Source organism: Pseudomonas sp., assembly GCF_030690725.1.
Lineage (GTDB): Bacteria > Pseudomonadota > Gammaproteobacteria > Pseudomonadales > Pseudomonadaceae > Aquipseudomonas.
Genome location: NZ_JAUYGD010000001.1, coordinates 18,333 through 35,797, shown reverse-complemented (window position 1 = coordinate 35,797; position 17,465 = coordinate 18,333). Strand labels below are relative to the sequence as shown.

Below are 17,465 nucleotides of genomic sequence, written 5' to 3'. Positions count from 1 at the left end.
TGGGCGGCACTCCGCCATGCCCGCGATCTGTTATGGCGAATGGCTTAACGCAGCTTTTCCAGCATTTGGTAGTACCACATGCCGGCCGCCAGCATCGGGTTGCCAAACACGTCGCCCAGCGGCACCTTGATCTGTGAGCAGGCGGCAAAGGTGTCGTAGTGGCCCATGGTGCCGGTCAGGGCGTTGGCCATGATCTCGCCCATGATATGGGTGGTGGCGATGCCGTGGCCGGAGTAGCCCTGGCAGTACCAGACGTTGTCCGAGAGCTTGCCCAGCTGCGGGATGCGGTTGATCACGATGCCCATGGCGCAGCTCCACTGAAAATCAATGTTGACGCCCTTGAGCTGCGGGAAGGTCTGTTCGATGCCGGGGCGTAGTTCACCGGCGATATCCCGCGAGTCGCGCCCGGAGTAGTTGCAGCCGCCGCCGAACAGCAGGCGGCCATCGGCGGTCAGGCGGTAGTAGTCGAGGACGAAGCGGCAGTCGTACACGGCCAGGTCCTGCGGGTTGATCTGCTTGGCCAGCTCACCCAGCGGCGCGGTGGTGACGATGCCGCCCATGGCCGGGAAGATCATGCCCTTGAGCTTTTTCGGCTCCAGCTTGTGGTACACGTCGCCGGCCAGCAGCACCTGCTTGGCATTGATCCGGCCTTTGGCAGTGACCACCGCCGGCTTGGCGCCGTGGATGATCTCCAGCACTTCGGAGTGTTCGAAAATCAGCGCGCCCAGGCTGGCGGCGGCCTTGGCTTCACCGATGCACAGGTTCAACGGGTGCAGGTGCATATTGCGGGTGTTCTTCAGCGCACCGTTGTACAGGTCGCTGGCCAGGTGGCTGCGCACGCCGTCGCGGTCGAGCAGGGTCACGTCAGCGCCCATGCCCCGGCGCTGCGCTTCGGCGTAGGTGGCTTCGAGTTCCTGCATATGTACGGGCTTCATCGCCGCATGCAGGTGGCCGTGCTTGAGGTCGCACTGGATGGCGTATTTTTCCACGCGCTGCTTGATGATTTCGTGGCCGCGCCAGCGCAGGTGCCAGATAAAGTCTTCAACCTCCTCACCCAAGGTGTTGCGCATCTGCTTGGTCATCGCCGCATCGCCCGACAGGCTGCCGGTGACCTGGCCGCCGTTGCGCCCGGTGGCGCCCCAGCCAATCTTGTTGGCCTCGACAATCGCCACCTTGAGGCCGCGCTCGGCCAACTCCACGGCAGACGCCACGCCGGTAAAACCGCCACCGATGATCACCACATCGACGCTGACCTCGCCCTGCAGGGTCGGGTAGTCGGTTTCTTCATTGAGGGTGGCGCTGTAGTAGGACGGGCAGCGCTCGGCGGCGGGCGTTACGGGTTTGATGGCGGCGTTCATAAGAGGGTTCCTGGGTGCGGCTGGCAGGGCATGAGCCAGGCTGGCTCAGCGACGGCAGCCAGGGCTGCTGGCTGCGGGGCGATCAGTGGCGTGCGGCCAGGGCATCCGGCGGGCGTGCGTGGCGGCAATGCCACAGGGCCCAGAAGGCGAGGATTTCCGGTAACAGCGGGCTGAGCCGATCAATGCCGAAACGTCCCTCGGCCTTGCACAGGCAGAAGCGGAAGACGCGGCGCAGATTGGCTATCGGTTCACTCATGCCGGCAGACTCGCACGCCGGCGACTGTTGGTTAAATCGTGTTTTTCACATATTCAGATTGCTGCTGGCTAAACAATCATGGGCACGGGCAGGCCTATGGTTGATAGCGAAACGGCACCAAGAGGCCCCGCTCGATCTGCCCGGACAGCTGATGCACGCCGGCCAGCACGCCGTGCTCGGTGCTGCGCATCAGCCCCAGCCACTCATCATCGAAGGCGGCGTTGAGGTTCTTGCGCAAGTGCGCCTCGCTGGCCGGTCGCGCGTTTTCCCGCGAGACGGCGGTAAACAGCGCCACGCCAAGGGACACGGTGGTGCCGGCCGGGCCGCCGATCAACGCCGACACGGCACCGGCCGCGCCGCTGACCGCGAGGTCTTCGACCAGGCGCTCACTGGTCTGTTGCGCCACGTCGGAGATGCCTGGGTCCGCCGACCAGTCGCCGAGGCCGCGTGGGGCGTTGCGGATGCGTTCGATAAAGGCGCTATAGGCCGGCAACTTGGCCAGTGGCTTGGTGTGCAGCAGTTCATACAGCGATGCGCCGGGTGCCTGGGTGATCGCCGGAATGGCCTTGAGGCGCTGGTGAAACTGCTCGCGCGGCAGGTCATATTGCTGGGCAATTCGCGGCAGGTTTTCATCGAGATGTTGAATGTACAGCCAGGTGCTGCGCGCCATGATCTGCTGTGGATCGTCGGTCTCGGCGACCGGTTCCAGCACGCGCTCGCGGTATTGCTCCTGCAGGTACAGGGCCAGGCGTTTGACGCTGGGGTCCTTCGCGCCACCGCTGCTGAGCCGATACCAGGAAACCTTGACGCTCATCCACTGCTGGGTCCAATAGCCGGAAAACCAGGGGATAAATTCTTCATCGGTCTGCTGGTAGACCAGGTCCATCCACTGCTCCATCGACAGCAGGGCATGTTCGCGCGCCTGCTGCGCGGCGCTGCGTGACACTGTGCTGATCTCACGGTCGACCTGCTGCCAGGTACTCGCGCTTACCGGAATCGGCGGGTTGCTGGCACAGCCGGCCACTGCCAGCAGCAGGGCGAGCAGAACGACGCGCGGACTCGACATGGCAAGCCTCCGCCTGCTGGGTGCCAGCCCCTACTCCAATGGAGTGCTGAAGTTATTCCCCCTGTGGCTTGAGTATAGGCGCGCGGCTAGCCGCTTTCGCCGCAGCAGACGGCAGGTATGGAGCTACTGACTGGCGTGCGTGTCACGCAGATTGGCCAGCACCCGCTCGGCGTTTTCCGTGCAGGGCATGCCTTCCGGTTTGCTCTCGATGGTGGCGATGATGTTGAGCAGCTGCGCTTTGTTCTGCGCCAGACGTTGCTGCATCGCCTCGATTTCGATGACCTTGCGTTGCAGGCTGTCGAGCATCTGCTCATGCGCCCAGCCCTGCGGGTTGGCATCGGGCAGCAGGCGACGAATTTCTTCCAGGCTGAAACCGGCCTGCTGGGCGCAGCTGATAATGCCCAGGGTTTGCAGTGTCTGCTCCGTGTAGCTGCGATAACCGTTGGCCTGACGCTGGGCGTTGATCAGCCCGCTGGCCTCGTAGAAGCGAATACGCGAGGCGGCCAGACCGCTGCGGGTGGCCAGTTCACCAATTTTCATCATCTGTGCTCCGGGCTATTGACCTTAAAGTTGACTTTAACCTTAGCCTTGCTTCACCTGCTACCCCGGAGTACGCCATGACTGCCTTCCAAGCGCTGCAACTGCCCAACGGTACGACCATCACCAATCGCATCGCCAAGGCGGCGATGGAAGAGAACCTCGCTGACGCCAACCAGGGCCCGTCCGCCGAGCTGCTGCGCCTGTATCAGGCCTGGGCCGAGGGCGGTGCCGGCTTGCTGCTCACGGGTAACGTGATGGTCGACCGCCGCGCCATGACCGGCCCCGGCGGCGTGGTGCTGGAAGATGAACGGCAACTGGACAAGTTCCGCGAGTGGGCGCGTATCGGTCGTGCCCAGGGCGCGCAGTTCTGGATGCAGATCAACCACCCTGGCCGGCAGATGCAGGCCAACCTTGGCCAGCAGACCGTCGCCCCCTCGGCCGTAGCCCTGGAGCTGGGCGGCCTGTCGAAGATGTTCCCCGTGCCCAAGGCGCTGGATGAGGCGGAAATCCAGGCATTGATCCAGCGTTTCGCGCGTACCGCGCAGCTGGCCGAACAGGCTGGCTTTAGCGGTGTGCAGATCCACGCCGCGCACGGTTATCTGCTGAGCCAGTTTCTCTCGCCGATCAGCAACAAGCGTACGGATAGTTGGGGCGGCACCCTGGAAAACCGCGCGCGGCTGCTGTTGGAAGTGGTCAAGGCGGTACGCGCCTTGGTGGCACCGAGCTTCTGTGTGGCGGTAAAGCTCAACTCCGCGGACTTCCAGCGCGGCGGCTTCGATGCGGCCGATGCCAAGCGCGTGGTGCAACTGCTCAATGAACTGGATGTTGATCTGGTCGAACTGTCCGGCGGCAGCTACGAAGCCCCGGCCATGCAGGGCGATGCCCGCGACGGCCGAACCCTTGCGCGTGAGGCGTACTTTCTCGAGTTTGCCGGTGAGATCGCCGCTGCGGCGACCATGCCGGTGATGGTCACCGGCGGTATCCGGCGTTTGCCAGTGGTCGAACAGGTATTGGCCAGCGGCGTGGCCATGGCCGGGATCGCCACGGCCTTGGCGATCAACCCGGCGCTGCCGAAACAGTGGCAGGCCGGGCAGTACAACAGCGCCGAGCTGGCGCCGATCCGCTGGAAGCACAAGGCGCTGGCCTCCCTGGCCTATATGGCGGTGGTGAAATTCCAGCTGCGTCAGCTCAGCCTGGGCAAGCACACCCACGCCGGGGTTTCGCCGCTACGCGCGCTGCTGCTGGAACAACTGAAAAGCGCGCGGCGCACCCGTCAGTACAAGCGCCTGATGGCGACTGGCAGCTAGTTGGGAAAATGCCCGGTCTTTATCCAGATCAGGCAGCCTTCTTCACGGTACGGCTTGTGTTGCGACAGATGCGGGCTGCTTAGCGGCTTTTCAGCAGCTTGATCAGCGCCTCGGCGGTGGCATCCGATGAGGATGGATTCTGCCCGGTGATCAGCAGCCCATCGACCAGCACATGGCTTTGCCAGTCGTTCGCGCTGGAGTAGTGTCCGCCGTTGGCGATAAGCATGTCCTGCACCAGAAATGGCACCACCTCGGTCAGTTGCACCGCGGCCTCTTCGCTATTGCTGAAACCGGTGACCTTCTTACCACTGACCAGTGGCTTACCGTTGGCCGCTTTTACATGGCGCAGCACACCCGGAGCGTGGCAGACCGCCGCTACGGGTTTGTTCTGCGCCTGGAAGCGTTCGATCAGGGCGATGGAGGTGCGGTCCTCGGCCAGATCCCACAGCGGGCCATGGCCACCGGGATAGAACACAGCGTCGAAATCATCGGCCTGCACCTGGCTCAACGGCAGCGTCGTGGCCAGCGCCTGTTGCGCCGCAGCATCCGCTTTGAAGCGTTCGGTGGCTGGCGTTTGCGCGTCAGCGGCGTCACTTTTCGGATCGAGCGGCGGCTGGCCGCCCTTGGGCGAGGCCAGGGTCAGCTGCGCCCCGGCATCCTTGAACACGTAATAGGGCGAGGCGAACTCTTCCAACCAGAAACCGGTCTTGTGCCCGGTGTCGCCCAGTTGGTCGTGGGAGGTTAGTACCAGCAGGATCTTCATAGGGTGTCCTTGGAGGCGGATGGCCGATAAATGGCCTACAGCTTAAGAACCCCAGCCAGACTCGATAATTCAAAACATTGTTGCGTCGGGTCGAGCGCCCTGAAATGTGGGCGGCAACGCCGTCGGCCGCTGGCCGAGGTGTTGCGTGCGCTCAGGGCTCTGGCTTGTAACCCAGACGTAAGCCACCCCAGTGCCGGCCCTGGAGCATGATCGGCACCGACAGGTCGTGCATCAGTTCGCCGGTGTCGCGCATATAGGTTTGTAGCAGCAGCGGCTTCTGGTGGCTGCCACAGCGGATGCCGGTGCGGTCGTTGAACAGGCGCTTGCTGCGGCTCTTCAGGGTGTCCACGGCGCGGTCGCCGCAGGGTGGGTGGTTAAAGGCGTTGTTATGCGTCGGCACGTAGCCTTCGGCGGTGCATGCGATGGCGAAGACCAGACCTTCGTGCTGGCTCAGCAGCGGCTCCTGAATGGCTGGCAGCACCTGATCGGCGTAGCTATCGAAGCGTGTTTTGTACTTGGCCGGGAAGCTGCCGGCAATCGGCTGGTAGTGGCGGTCGAACAGGTCGCTGGCGCTGATCCGGCCGCTCTGCAGGTCTGCTTCGAACTGCGCGGCAATCTGCGCCGCGGCGCTGCGCGCGAGGTCGTAGATGCGCTGGTGGTAGTCATCCAGGCCGACTTCGGCGAGCTGTTCGCTGACGCTTTCCGCCTGGCCGACTAAACGTTCGGCGGCGCTGCTGAGCTGGCGAGTCTGCCCTTCGCTGTCGCCGACATCGCCGCGCAACTGGCCGACCGCCACCGAGAGCTCGGCCAGACGTTCGTGGTTCTGTCGGGTGCCGGTGTCGATCTGGCTGACCTGACTTTCCACGTCCACCGCCAGTTCGGCAATCCCCTGCAGCTGTTCGCCAGTGTGCTCGACCTGCTGCGCGGCCAGGGTCAGCTGCTCGGCCTGCTGCTGCATATGGCTGACCACCGCTGCGCTCTGCTGGCGGATATCGCTGACGATCTGCCCGACTTCCTCGGTGGCGCTGCTGGTGCGCCCGGCGAGGTTGCGCACCTCATCGGCAACCACGGCAAAGCCCCGGCCGAGTTCACCGGCGCGGGCCGCTTCGATGGCGGCATTCAGCGCCAGCAGGTTGGTCTGGCTGGCAATCGACTGGATCACCTGGGTGACTTTCTCGATCTGCTCGGTGCGGGCGCTAAGGCCGTCAATCAGCTCGCGGCTGGTGGCAGTCTGCGCGCTCAGGTGCTGCATGGTCTCGATGGCCTGACGCAGTTCCTGCTGCCCGCTGCTGCTGTTCTGCCGCACGCTCTGCGCCGCCAGCAGGGTCTGCTCGGCGCGCTGGGCGTTATCCTGTTCGGTATAGGTGATCGCTTCGGCGGCCTGGTTGATCTGCTCGGTGGCGCTCAGTTGCGATTGCAGTTTGCCGGCCAGCTGCTGCGCGGCATGCGCCACTTCGGCGGCGGCCAGGGCGTTGTGACAGGTGTGCCGCGACAGGTTCCGGCTGAGGGTGCTGAACGTGTCGTGCTGCGCATTGGCGGGCGCTGGATGGTCTTCATGCTGGCGCTGCCAGGGCCCGAGCCATGGCCACAGGGCCAGCAGCAGAAAGGACGGAATGCTGATAAACCAGGGCAGCTGGATCTGCTGGTACGTCACCATCAACCCAGCCAGCCCGATGGCATGCAGCAGGCAGGCCTTGGGATAGGTAATAAACGCAGAGCGCATGACAAACCTCATTATTTTTATTCTGGTCGAACCACGACCAGAAACTGCCTGTGGCGCGCCGCCGTGGAGTGGGCGGGCCATGCCTGCTGGAACTGGAGTGCGTGCAGCTGGATATGCCTGGGTAGGCAATCGGCCGCTGTCGGCGAATCTATAGACCATAGCGGGTGACGCTCCCTGCGGCCAACCTTTGGTGGGAGGTTGATTCGAGCACCCATGGCGGCATTCGGCCATGGCACTTTGGTCGCAGGTGATTCGTGTTTAGAGCCGATGGCGCTGAATAAAACCCTTATCTAGAAAATCCTTCCAACGCCCGTAGAAGCGCCCGCCAGCACTGTGCCCATGCCAGTCCAGCAACGCCCCACCGTCGCCGGTGGCGAGCAGTGCCAGGCTCTGTCGTTGCGGGCGGTAGCGCTTGAGCGCCAGACCCCGTAGCGCGGCGTTGAGGTTGCTGGCCAGCACCGGGCCCTGGCGTACCGAGTACACCCCGCTCTTGCGAGCGCCGGGCAGGCTGGCGCAGTCGCCCACAGCGAAAATTGTCGGGTGGGTGTAGCTCTGCAGCGTTGGTGCGATCAACACAAAGCCCTGCTCATCGCAGCCCAGGCCGCTATGTGCCGGCCAGGCAAAGGCCTTGGCGCCGCTGGCCAGCAACAGGCGTTGACCACGCCAGACCGGCTCGTCGCCGCTGAACAGGCAGTCGTCCTCGATGCGGCTGATCGGGCAATCCTCGCGCACCCACACGCCGCGCTGGCGCAGATGGCCGAGGGCGCGCAGACGTACGCCAGCAGACAAACCATCGAGCAGATGCCCGGCGCAGAACAGCGCCAGTTGCGGCACTTTTCCGGCCAACGCCAACGCCAGCTCAACCCCCGCCGCGCCACCACCGAGAATCGCCAAAGGCTGCGGCGCGGCTTGCCACTGTTGCCAGCCGTCGAGAAATTCCGCAAAGGGTTTTACCGCCAACAGCTGCATGGCATCGCCCTGTTGCGCTGGTGCAGAAACTTGCGCGCCGACATTTAGCGACAGCCAGCTGGCGTTAAGGGTTCGGCCATCGGTCAGCTGCACCTGTTGCTGGGCGGCGGACAGGCTCTCCACCGGACTGATGATCAACTCGACCTTGGCCGCCCGGCACAGCGCCTGCAACTCGACCTGACAATCCTCCGGCCGATGCCGCCCAGCCAGCAGCCCCGGCAGCATGCCGGAATACCAAGCCACCGGCCCGGCACTGAGCAGGGCGATTCGCCCCGGCGGCCGCTCGACCAACGCCCAACGGCGCAGCACGCCGAGGTGGGCGTGGCCGGCACCGATCAACAGCAGGTCATAGTGATGAGTCACGCAGGGCTTCCATGGGTTGCGCTGAGACAGAGCCCGCATGGTAAAGACTTAAGCGCGCGGTTGTCGCCCATCAGGTTGTTGCGATTTAACTGTCCGCGCTGGGCACGGTGATGTGCTTGACCTGCTGAAACGCTGACAGTCCCCAGGGGCCCAGCTCGCGGCCGATGCCGCTGGCTTTACCGCCGCCCCAGGAGGTGTGCGGGTAGATCACCTGCGCCGAGTTGATCCACACATGCCCGGCTTCCAGCGCTGCAGCCACGCGCAGGGCGCGCTTGCGATCGGCACTGACCACCGTGGCGGCCAGGGCGAAGTCGCAGTCGTTGGCTTGCTCAATAGCATCTGCTTCATCTTTGAAGCGTCGGCTGCAGAGCACCGGGCCGAAGATTTCCTCGCGCCACAGGCGGCTCTCTGCTGGAACATCGGCGTACAACGTGGGCGCGACAAACCAGCCCGGCCCCGGCAGTTGCCGCGCGCCACTCAGGCACTGCAGGCCTTCCTGTTCGGCGATGGCGAAATATTCCAGCACCTTGTGCAGTTGCGCCTGGCTGGTCATCGGGCCCATTTCGCAGCCTTCGCTGTGCGGGTCGCTGACCTTGAGCGCGGCCATGGCGTTGGCCAGCTTGTCCAGCAGGGCGTCGGCGATGCTGTCCTCGACCAGCAGGCGCGAGGTGGCCGAACACATCTGCCCGGCGTTCCAGCAGATGCCCGCGATAATCCATTGCACCGCCTGGTCCAGGTCGCTGTCGGCGAATACCAGGATTGGCGATTTGCCGCCAAGCTCAAGAGCCACCGGCATTGTGCGCGTGGCGGCGGCCTGCATCACCTTGCGCCCCACCGCATTGCTGCCGGTAAACGACAGCTTGGCGATCTGCGGATGAGCAACCAGCGCTGCGCCGGTAGCGGCATCACCCGGCAGCAGGTTGAACACCCCCGCCGGCAGGCCGATGGCGCTGGCGATCTCGCCCAGTTGCAGCTCGATCAGCGGGGTCAGTTCGGACGGTTTAAGCACTACGCAGCAACCCGCCGCCAGGGCCGGGGCGAGCTTCCAGGCGCTGGTCACCAGAGGGAAGTTCCACGGCACGATCAGCCCGACCACGCCCAGTGGTTCCAGGCGGGTAAAGGCCTGGTAGCTATTGTCCGGCAGGCTTACTGCGGCGTTCTGCCGGGCATCCAGGCCGTCGGCCAGTTCGGCGTAGTAGGCGAAGGTAGCGATGGCGTCGCTGATATCAAGCTCGGCCTCATGCCGTGGCTTGCCGCTGTTGCGCATCTGCAACGCGATCAGCGCTGGGCTGCGTGCCTCGATCTCTGCGGCGAAGGCGCGCAGGTACTCGGCACGCTCACTGGCCGGCCGCTGGCTCCAGGCCGGGAAGGCGCGGCGCGCGGCCTGCACCGCCAGCTCGACATCAGCTGCCGAGGCGCATGCGACGCTGGCGATCTGCTCGCCGTTACTGGGGTTGAACACCGGCAGGCGGCTTGCGCAGCTGGCGGGCTGCCAGCTGCCATCGATAAACAGTTGTGCGGTCATGCGTCACCTTGAACAGCTTTTAAGGACGAAAGGGGGTTGGTTTTAGGCGTGTAAGTGCGGGTGCTCGGCAAACCAGGTGTCGATCAGCAGACGCATACGCTCGCCGGAGAAACTCGCGAAGTGGCCGCCATGCACCACGCGCACCGGCAACTCGCGCAGGCGCGCCAGGCTATGGGCGTAGTGCTGCAGATTGGAGTGGTAGGCATCCTCGATCAGTGGGCCGTCGTAGAGGATGTCGCCGGAAAACAGCGTCTGCGTCGCCGCTTCCCACAGGCTGATGCCGCCCGGCGAATGGCCGGGGGTGTGCAGCACTTGCAGCACCCGGTCGCCCAGGTCGAGCACATCGCCTTCCTCGATCAGCCGGGTCGCCGGTGCGGCGCGCACGCGGTATTCGGCATAGCACAGCGGGCAATCCGGGTGGGCCTCGAACATCTCATCGCCGACAAAGGCCGTGGCTAGGGTGTTGGCCCCGGTCGGTGCGGCGAGAATCTCGGCCTCGGCCGGGTGCACCAGGCGTTCGGGGAATTCGTGGTGGCCGGCGATATGGTCGAAGTGGCAATGGCTGGCCACTGCCAGCAAAGGTTTATCGGTGAGCCAGGGCAATTGCTCGCGCAGGCTGACCAGGCCCGAGCCGGAGTCGATCAGCACATCGCGCGCGCGGCCCTGCACATGCCACATATTGCAGCGGTAGAAGGGCCGCACAAAGGGCTCGTGAATCAGCTGTACGCCGTCATCCAGACGGCGCACTTCAAACCATTGTTCGCGGGTGACGATTTTCATCTCGGGCCCTCAACACGCTGGCGGGGCAGCCCGCCACGCTTATTCAACCTAGGCCAGCTGCGCTTTGGGCACCAGCACCCAGCGGCGCAGCACGGCGTAGCTGGCGGCGGTGATCAGAAACACCGGCAAGGAGGCACCAAAGGCCAGTGGCGCAACCCAGCCCCAGTAGTAGGCCAGCACGGCACCCAGGCCGTAAGCGGCGAAGGCCGCCGGGTTAAAGCCACTGACATAGCGATAACGCCCACCGTCCTCACTGAGCAGATCACCGACGTGGTAGTGGCCGCGATGGATCAGGTAGTAGTCGGCGATCAGTACGGCAAAGGCCGGGATAAATACGCTGCCGATTATCAGCAGAAAGCTCTGGAAGTTGTCGAGGATGCCGGGGATCTGCGAGCCGAGAATCGACAGCACGCCGATGCACAGCGCCGGTTTCCAGAAGCGCGTCTTCGGGCTGATATTCAGGTACGACAGCGAGGCGCTGTACACGCACATCACGTTGGTGGTCATCACCGAGAGGAATACGACTATGGCGGCTGGCAAGCCGAAGCCGAAACCGGCCAGCAGCACCGCCGGATCGTAGGTTTGCTCCATCCCGCCGAGTACCGAGAAGCCCGATACCGTGGCGCCCAGGCCCATGGCCAGCAGTGTGGCGGCCACATAGCCGACCCAGGTGCCGACTGCGGCCACGCCCTGGCTGCGGCAGTTGCGGTTGTAGTCGGCGGCCAGGGGAATCCAGGAAAACGCCGTGGCGATGACGATATCGAAGGCGATGCCGGGGCTGATCTCGTTGCGTGGCTCCACCGGCATGCTCAGCAAATTGCTGAATTCGAACTTCTGCCCCATTACATAGAACACCGCGCCGGCCAGAATCAGCATGCCGACGGCGGCCCAGCGCTCGACCCGCTCAATGCCCAGATGGCCGCGCAGGGCAATCAGCAGCACCAGGGTTTCACAGAGGATGGTGAACAGCGGCAGGTTGGAGTAGCCGGTCAGATGCTCGACCGCATAGTTCAGGCTCATGCCGGCCAGCAGCGCCTGAATCCAGCTCCAGGCCAACAGGGTCAGCAGGTTGACCAGTGACGGCAATTTCGCCCCCTGCGGGCCATAGCTGCCGCGCGCCAGCACCATGGTAGTCAGCCCCGAACGCTGGCCCATCAGGCCGACCAGCACCAGCGGCAGAATGCCGACGGCTGAACCAATCAGGACAATCAGCATGGCCTGCACAAACGGCAGGTCGGGCACCAGCAGCATGCCGGTGAGGATGGTGGTCACCACCACGTTGGCCCCCAGCCACAGGGCGGTGGTGCCGCCGAGACCGAGGCTGCGGTGGTCGTGGGCGGTGGGCGCAAGGCCGTCCTGCCCGAAGTAGCTGCTTAGGTTCTTGAACATGGTGTCGACTTCCCGGTGTTTGATTATTGGTCTGGGTAACGCGGCAGTCAGTGTTTGTAATGCTTCTTGTGGTTATGGCCGTAGCCCGGATGCAATCCGGGAAACGCTGTCCCGGATTGCATCCGGGCTACGGGGATTGATTCAGGGATGAAAGGGCGCGGCCTCCAGCACTTCGATAATCAGCGGGCGGTCACTCGGCGCAGTGCGCAGTAGCTCGGCCAGATGCGCGTGATCGCGGGCGCGTTCGGCCAGGCAGCCGAAGCCACGGGCGATGGCGAGCAGGTCCGGGGTGTAGATATCCACGCCAATCGGGGTGATCTCGCGCTTTTCCATATAGCGCTTGATCTCGCCGTAGCCGGCGTTATTCCACAGCAGCACGATGATGCCGACCCCGGCCTCCACCGCGCTGGCCAGCTCTGGCAGGGTGAACTGGATACCGCCGTCGCCCATCAGGCAGATCACCGGGCGCGAGGGTTCCGCCAGCTTGGCGCCGATGGCCGCCGGCAGGCCGTAACCCAGGGTGCCGTAGCCGGTGGAGGCGTTGAACCAACGCCGCGCGCCGTCCAGTTCCACTAGGTGGTTGCCGCTGTACACGGTCTGGGTTGAGTCGCCGACAAAACGCGCATCCGGCAGCACCTCAAGCACTGTGTCGAACAGCTGGCGGTAATGCGCCCAGCCGCTGAAATCCTCGGCCAGTTGCGCCTGCACGGCGGCGGTGCGCATGGCGCCGGGGCTGTTGTCACAAGGTTCGCCGGGGTTGAACTCGGCCAGCAGCATGCGCATGGCCAGGCGTGCATCGCCCTGGATGGCCAGGGTTGGGCTGAAATTGCGCTGCAGTTGCTGAGCGTCGATATCGATGCGGATCAGCGCGCCACCGAGCTTGAAGTTGCCGTCGAACACCACGTCGTAGTCGGTCTCGCCCAGTTCGGTGCCAATCGCCAAGACCACGTCGGCGGCCAGTGCCAGTTCGCGCACCGGGACCAACGCCTGATTGCTGCCCAGCAGCAGCGGATGGCCCGGCGGCAGCAGGCCCTTGGCGTTGATGGTTTGCGCGGTCGGCGCATCCAGGGCGATTGCTAGCGCGCGGGCTTCGGCCTGGGCGCTGACGCAGCCACCGCCGAGCAGCAGCAGTGGGCGCTTGGCGTTTTTCAGCATGGCTGCTGCTTCGCGGATCAGTGCGCGATTGGGAGCCGGGCGCTGGATGCTCGGTTTGGCGGCCAGCTGCATATGGCTGGCATCGGTGGTGATGATGTCCAGCGGCAGCTCGATATGCACCGGCCGTGGTCGCTCGCCTTCGAACACGGCGAAGGCGCGGGCCAGCACGCCGGGCAGCTCCTCCACGCTCATCAGGGTATGGCTGAAGGCGGTAACCCCGGCGGTCATGGCGCGCTGGTTGGGCAGCTCGTGCAGGTAGCCCTTGCCCAGGCCGAGACGGTCGCGCTGGTTGACGCTGGAAATCACCAGCATAGGGATCGAGTCGGCGTAGGCCTGGCCCATAGCCGTGAGGATATTGGTCATGCCCGGGCCGGTGATGATAAAGCACACCCCCGGCTTGCCCGAGACGCGGGCATAACCGTCGGCCATAAAGCCGGCACCCTGTTCGTGGCGCGGGGTGATATGGCGGATGTTGCTGTGCGGCAGGCCGCGGTACAGCTCGACGGTGTGCACGCCGGGGATGCCGAATACGCTGTCGACGCCCCAGGCTTCGAGTTGTTTGACGAGAAATTCGCCGCAGGTGGTCATGTCATCTAATCCTGTGCTGTCGTTGTAGGAGCGGGGGGACGCCGAGTCCCATGCCCGCGAGCCGCTGGTGCCAAGAGCATCGCGGGCATGGCCCGCTCCTACGTCAGAGGTTTTTAACCGACGATCCAATGCGCCATCAGCGCGATGATCGGCAGGGTGATCAGGGTGCGGATGATAAAGATGGCGAACAGTTCGAGGATGTTCAGCGGCAGCTTGGCCTTGATGATCAGTACGCCGACTTCTGACATATAGATCAGCTGGGTCAGGGATACGCAGGCCACCACGAAGCGGGTCAGTTCACTCTCGATACCCTTGCCCAGTACCGCCGGCAGGAACATATCGGCAAAGCCCACCAGCATCGCCGGCGCAGCCTTGGCGGCTTCCGGCAGTTGCAGCAGTTCCAGCAACGGCACGATGGGTGCGGACAGCCAGTTGAAGATCGGCGTGTACTCGGCAATCGCCAGGGAAATGGTGCCGATGGCCATCACCAGCGGCAGCAGGCCGAGCCAGATATCCACCACGTTATGCACGCCGACCTTGACCATCTGCGCCGGCGAGGGGTTGCTGTTGGCGCGCTTGACCGCCTGCAGCACGCCCCAGCGCAGCAGCGAGGTGCCGGCCGGTACGTCTTCCTTGATCTGTTTGCCGACGCCGGCGACGTAGTCGTCCTTCTTCCACGACAGCGGCGGAATGCGCGGGGTGATGATCGCCGCCGCCAGACCCGCCACCACCACGGTTAGGTAGAAAGGCACGAACAGGTGGTCGAGCTTCATAAAGCTGGTGATCAGCAGGCTGAAGGCGATTGAGGCGACCGAGAAGTTGGTGGCGATTACCGCTGCTTCCCGAGCGCTGTAGAAGCCCTTCTGGTACTGCTGGGCGGTGATCAATACGCCGACCGTGCCGGAGCCGAGCCAGCTGGCCACGGCATCGATGGCCGAACGGCCCGGCAGGCCGAAGACCTTGCGGAACACATTGCGCACCAGGGTGCCGATAAATTCCATCAGGCCAAAATCGGTGAGCAGCGGCAGGATCAACCCGGCTACCAGAAAGAAGGTGATCAGCACCGGGGCCAGGTCTTTCAGCACCACGCCGCCGGTGTTGGCATTCCACACCCATTCCGGGCCGAACTGCCAGAAGGTCATGGCGGCAAATACCGCGCCGAGTACGCGCAGGCCGAGCCACAGCGGGCTGAGGTTAAACATCTCATTCAGCGTATGGCGCTCGGTGAGCCACTTGGGCTTGAGCAGGCTGGCGAACAGGCCGAAGGCGGCGGAGAACAGCAGCAGGCCGGTGGCGATAGCCGGCAGCCAGGCGCTTAGCCCGACCTTCAAAGCATCGGCCATCACGCCCAGGCCGATGGTGACCTTGTCTTCATAGACGATGGGGGTAAGAAACAGCAGCACACCGAGCAGCGAGGGGATCAGAAAGATCAGCAGCTGGCGCAGGTTGTAGGAGCTTTGAGCGGGCGGCTGGTCGTCCAGCAGCGGCATGCTTTGTTCGTGGTTCATCGTGGCACCCTATTTATTGTTGTAGTGCACGGACACCGCACGAGGTGCCCGATCAGTATAAAAATTGCCGGGAGCGATTTTTAACGTCGCTTGCGACGGCCCGAATGGGGGCCGCCATGGATGGCAGGCCATAAAAAAGCCGGGCCCGCTTCAGCGGTGCTGAACACCCGGCAACACGCAGAGCATTTCGTAGAGCAGGTTGGCGCCCAGCAACGAGGTGTTGCCGGTGGTGTCGTAGGGCGGCGAGACCTCTACTAGATCGCCGCCAACCAGCTGCAGGCCCTGGCAGCCACGGATGATTTCCATGGCCTGGATGGTGGTCAGGCCGCCGATTTCCGGGGTGCCGGTTCCTGGGGCCCAGGCCGGGTCGATGCCGTCGATATCGAAGCTCAGGTACACCGGGCCGCCGCCGACCTTGGCGCGCACTTCTTCCATCAGCGGGGTCAGGGATTTGTGCCAGCACTCTTCGGCCTGGACTACCCGAAAGCCCTGCTTGCGGCTCCAGTTGAAGTCCTCGGCGGTGTAGCCCTGGGCGCGAAGGCCGATCTGCACCACGCGGTCGCAATCGAGCAGGTCTTCCTCCACCGCGCGGCGGAAGGTGGTGCCGTGGGCGATTTTCTCGCCGAACATATGGTCATTCACATCGGCATGCGCGTCGATATGCACCAGGCCGACCTTGCCGTGTTTCTTCTTGATCGCGCGCAGAATCGGCAGGGTGATGGTGTGATCACCGCCCAGGGTCAGCGGGATGATGCCCAGTTCGAGGATCTCGTCGTAGGCCTCTTCGATGATGCGGATGGCCTCGGCCATATTGAAGGTGTTGATCGGCACATCGCCGATATCGGCGATATTCAACGAGTCGAACGGCGCCGCACCGGTGGCCATGTTATACGGGCGGATCATCACCGATTGCGCGCGGATCTCGCGCGGGCCGAAGCGAGTGCCGGAGCGCAGCGAGGTGCCGATATCCAGCGGCACGCCGACAAAGCCGACATCCAGTTCGCGTTTCTCTTCAGTCTTCTGGATATGCGGCAGGCGCATCATGGTGGCGATGCCACCGAAGCGCGGCATCTCGTTGCCGCCCAGGGGCTGGTGCAGGATCTTGTCCACGGCTAGGCCTCAGCATTGTTGTGGTTATCAGTGGGGCCGATTCTTGGTCAGGCTGCGCTTGCGACAAATCGCTGCAGGCAAAAACTTAGTTCAGAAATTTCTAAACTAATACGCGCCTCTGTAGGATGGGCCGAACCGCGTAACCCATCCGAAGAGTCCGCGCTGATGAGCCAAGCCCTGCCCGATCTGAAACTGCTGCGCATCTTCGTCTCGGTGGTGCGTCATCAGGGTTTTGCTGCGGCGCAGCAGGAGCTGAACCTGTCCACCTCGGCGATCAGCACCTATATGAGTCAGCTGGAAAGCCAGCTAGGTTTGAGTCTTTGTCACCGTGGTCGTGGCGGCTTTAGCCTGACCAGCAAGGGCGAGCTGTTCCATCAGGAAACCCTGCGTCTGCTGGGTGAGCTGGAAGGCTTCGAGCGCTACTCGGCGGCGTTAAAGGGCGAGCTGCGGGGCACCCTAAACCTCGGCGTGCTGGACTCCACCGTCAGTGACCCGGCCCTGCCGCTGGCTGAGGTGATCGGCGCTTACAGCCAGGAGCATCCGGCCGTGCACCTGCACCTGTCGGTGGTCAGCCCTTACGAACTGCAACTGGCGGTGCTGGATAACCGCCTGGACCTGGCCATCGGTGCGTTCTCCACGCGGATGAACGGCCTGGTCTACCAGCCGCTGTATCGCGAGCAGCACTGGCTGTATTGCAGCGAGCGGCATTCGCTATTTACCGAGCGGCGCATCCCCGAGGAAGTGATAGCCCAGCAGCGTATGGTCGGCCGTGGTTACTGGAGCCAGGCAGAACTGGCCCGGCACGGCTTCAAACACAGCGCGGCGACGGTGGAGTCGATGGAGGCGCAGCTGATTCTGGTGCTGTCCGGTGCTTATATCGGCTACCTGCCGGAGCACTACGCTCAGCCTTGGGTGGAGCAGGGCCGGCTCAAGGTGCTGCTGCCGGCGACCTTCGGCTATCAGGCGCCCTTCTCCCTAATTTTGCGCCGTGGCCGTTCGCGGGAAGCGCTGATCCAGACCTTTCGCGACCTGCTTAAGGCTCAGCTTAATCAGGGGTAGAGCCTG

At 63.9% G+C, this 17,465-nt stretch carries 15 protein-coding genes; 2 read left to right on the top strand and 13 right to left on the bottom strand.

Annotation, left to right across the window (positions count from 1 at the left end):
- Nucleotides 1-44: 44 nt before the first annotated feature.
- From Q8O69_RS00155 to Q8O69_RS00140, 4 genes are all read right to left on the bottom strand, one after another.
- Entirely contained in the window at nucleotides 45-1,358 is a 1,314-nt protein-coding gene (locus Q8O69_RS00155; RefSeq protein WP_305588854.1) for an FAD-binding oxidoreductase, read from the bottom strand.
- A gap of 82 nt (nucleotides 1,359-1,440) precedes the next feature.
- Nucleotides 1,441-1,614 (bottom strand): hypothetical protein, encoded by a 174-nt coding sequence (locus Q8O69_RS00150; protein WP_305588853.1) that lies wholly within the window; start codon nucleotides 1,612-1,614, stop codon nucleotides 1,441-1,443.
- 94 nt (nucleotides 1,615-1,708) lie between these two features.
- The gene (locus Q8O69_RS00145) at nucleotides 1,709-2,680 is read right to left on the bottom strand and encodes a hypothetical protein (protein WP_305588852.1); all 972 of its coding nucleotides are present in this window, start codon (nucleotides 2,678-2,680) and stop codon (nucleotides 1,709-1,711) included.
- A 123-nt stretch (nucleotides 2,681-2,803) separates the two neighbouring features.
- On the bottom strand, nucleotides 2,804-3,220 hold the full coding sequence (locus tag Q8O69_RS00140) for a MerR family transcriptional regulator (protein ID WP_305588851.1): 417 nt from the start codon (nucleotides 3,218-3,220) through the stop codon (nucleotides 2,804-2,806).
- Nucleotides 3,221-3,297: 77 nt separating this feature from the next.
- On the opposite strand from Q8O69_RS00140, the gene Q8O69_RS00135 reads away from it, so the two are divergent.
- Nucleotides 3,298-4,527 carry an NADH:flavin oxidoreductase/NADH oxidase family protein gene (locus Q8O69_RS00135; RefSeq protein WP_305588850.1) on the top strand — a complete coding sequence of 410 codons (1,230 nt, stop codon included), beginning with the start codon at nucleotides 3,298-3,300 and terminating at the stop codon, nucleotides 4,525-4,527.
- Nucleotides 4,528-4,606: 79 nt separating this feature from the next.
- Here the strand turns inward: Q8O69_RS00135 and Q8O69_RS00130 are convergent, their stop codons facing one another.
- From Q8O69_RS00130 to speB, 9 genes are all read right to left on the bottom strand, one after another.
- Nucleotides 4,607-5,290, bottom strand: coding sequence for a type 1 glutamine amidotransferase domain-containing protein (locus Q8O69_RS00130; protein WP_305588849.1), 684 nt, complete (start codon nucleotides 5,288-5,290; stop codon nucleotides 4,607-4,609).
- Between the two features lie 151 nt (nucleotides 5,291-5,441).
- Entirely contained in the window at nucleotides 5,442-6,947 is a 1,506-nt protein-coding gene (locus Q8O69_RS00125) for a methyl-accepting chemotaxis protein (protein WP_371136028.1), read from the bottom strand.
- Between the two features lie 324 nt (nucleotides 6,948-7,271).
- The gene (locus tag Q8O69_RS00120; RefSeq protein ID WP_305588847.1) at nucleotides 7,272-8,345 is read right to left on the bottom strand and encodes an FAD-dependent oxidoreductase; all 1,074 of its coding nucleotides are present in this window, start codon (nucleotides 8,343-8,345) and stop codon (nucleotides 7,272-7,274) included.
- Between the two features lie 85 nt (nucleotides 8,346-8,430).
- Nucleotides 8,431-9,870: an aldehyde dehydrogenase family protein gene (locus Q8O69_RS00115; RefSeq protein ID WP_305588846.1), complete on the bottom strand. Its 1,440-nt coding sequence runs from the start codon at nucleotides 9,868-9,870 to the stop codon at nucleotides 8,431-8,433.
- Nucleotides 9,871-9,912: 42 nt separating this feature from the next.
- Nucleotides 9,913-10,650 carry an MBL fold metallo-hydrolase gene (locus Q8O69_RS00110; protein ID WP_305588845.1) on the bottom strand — a complete coding sequence of 246 codons (738 nt, stop codon included), beginning with the start codon at nucleotides 10,648-10,650 and terminating at the stop codon, nucleotides 9,913-9,915.
- A 48-nt stretch (nucleotides 10,651-10,698) separates the two neighbouring features.
- Complete coding sequence (locus Q8O69_RS00105) at nucleotides 10,699-12,039, bottom strand: cytosine permease (RefSeq protein WP_305588844.1); 1,341 nt, start codon at nucleotides 12,037-12,039, stop codon at nucleotides 10,699-10,701.
- Nucleotides 12,040-12,180: 141 nt separating this feature from the next.
- On the bottom strand, nucleotides 12,181-13,782 hold the full coding sequence (locus Q8O69_RS00100; protein ID WP_305588843.1) for a 5-guanidino-2-oxopentanoate decarboxylase: 1,602 nt from the start codon (nucleotides 13,780-13,782) through the stop codon (nucleotides 12,181-12,183).
- A 113-nt stretch (nucleotides 13,783-13,895) separates the two neighbouring features.
- Complete coding sequence (locus tag Q8O69_RS00095) at nucleotides 13,896-15,290, bottom strand: YjiH family protein (RefSeq protein WP_305588841.1); 1,395 nt, start codon at nucleotides 15,288-15,290, stop codon at nucleotides 13,896-13,898.
- Nucleotides 15,291-15,440: 150 nt separating this feature from the next.
- A complete protein-coding gene (gene speB / locus Q8O69_RS00090; RefSeq protein ID WP_305588840.1) occupies nucleotides 15,441-16,400 on the bottom strand; it encodes an agmatinase in 960 nt (319 codons plus the stop codon).
- Nucleotides 16,401-16,565: 165 nt separating this feature from the next.
- On the opposite strand from speB, the gene Q8O69_RS00085 reads away from it, so the two are divergent.
- Nucleotides 16,566-17,459: a LysR family transcriptional regulator gene (locus Q8O69_RS00085; RefSeq protein WP_170050257.1), complete on the top strand. Its 894-nt coding sequence runs from the start codon at nucleotides 16,566-16,568 to the stop codon at nucleotides 17,457-17,459.
- The last annotated feature ends 6 nt before the right edge of the window (nucleotides 17,460-17,465 follow it).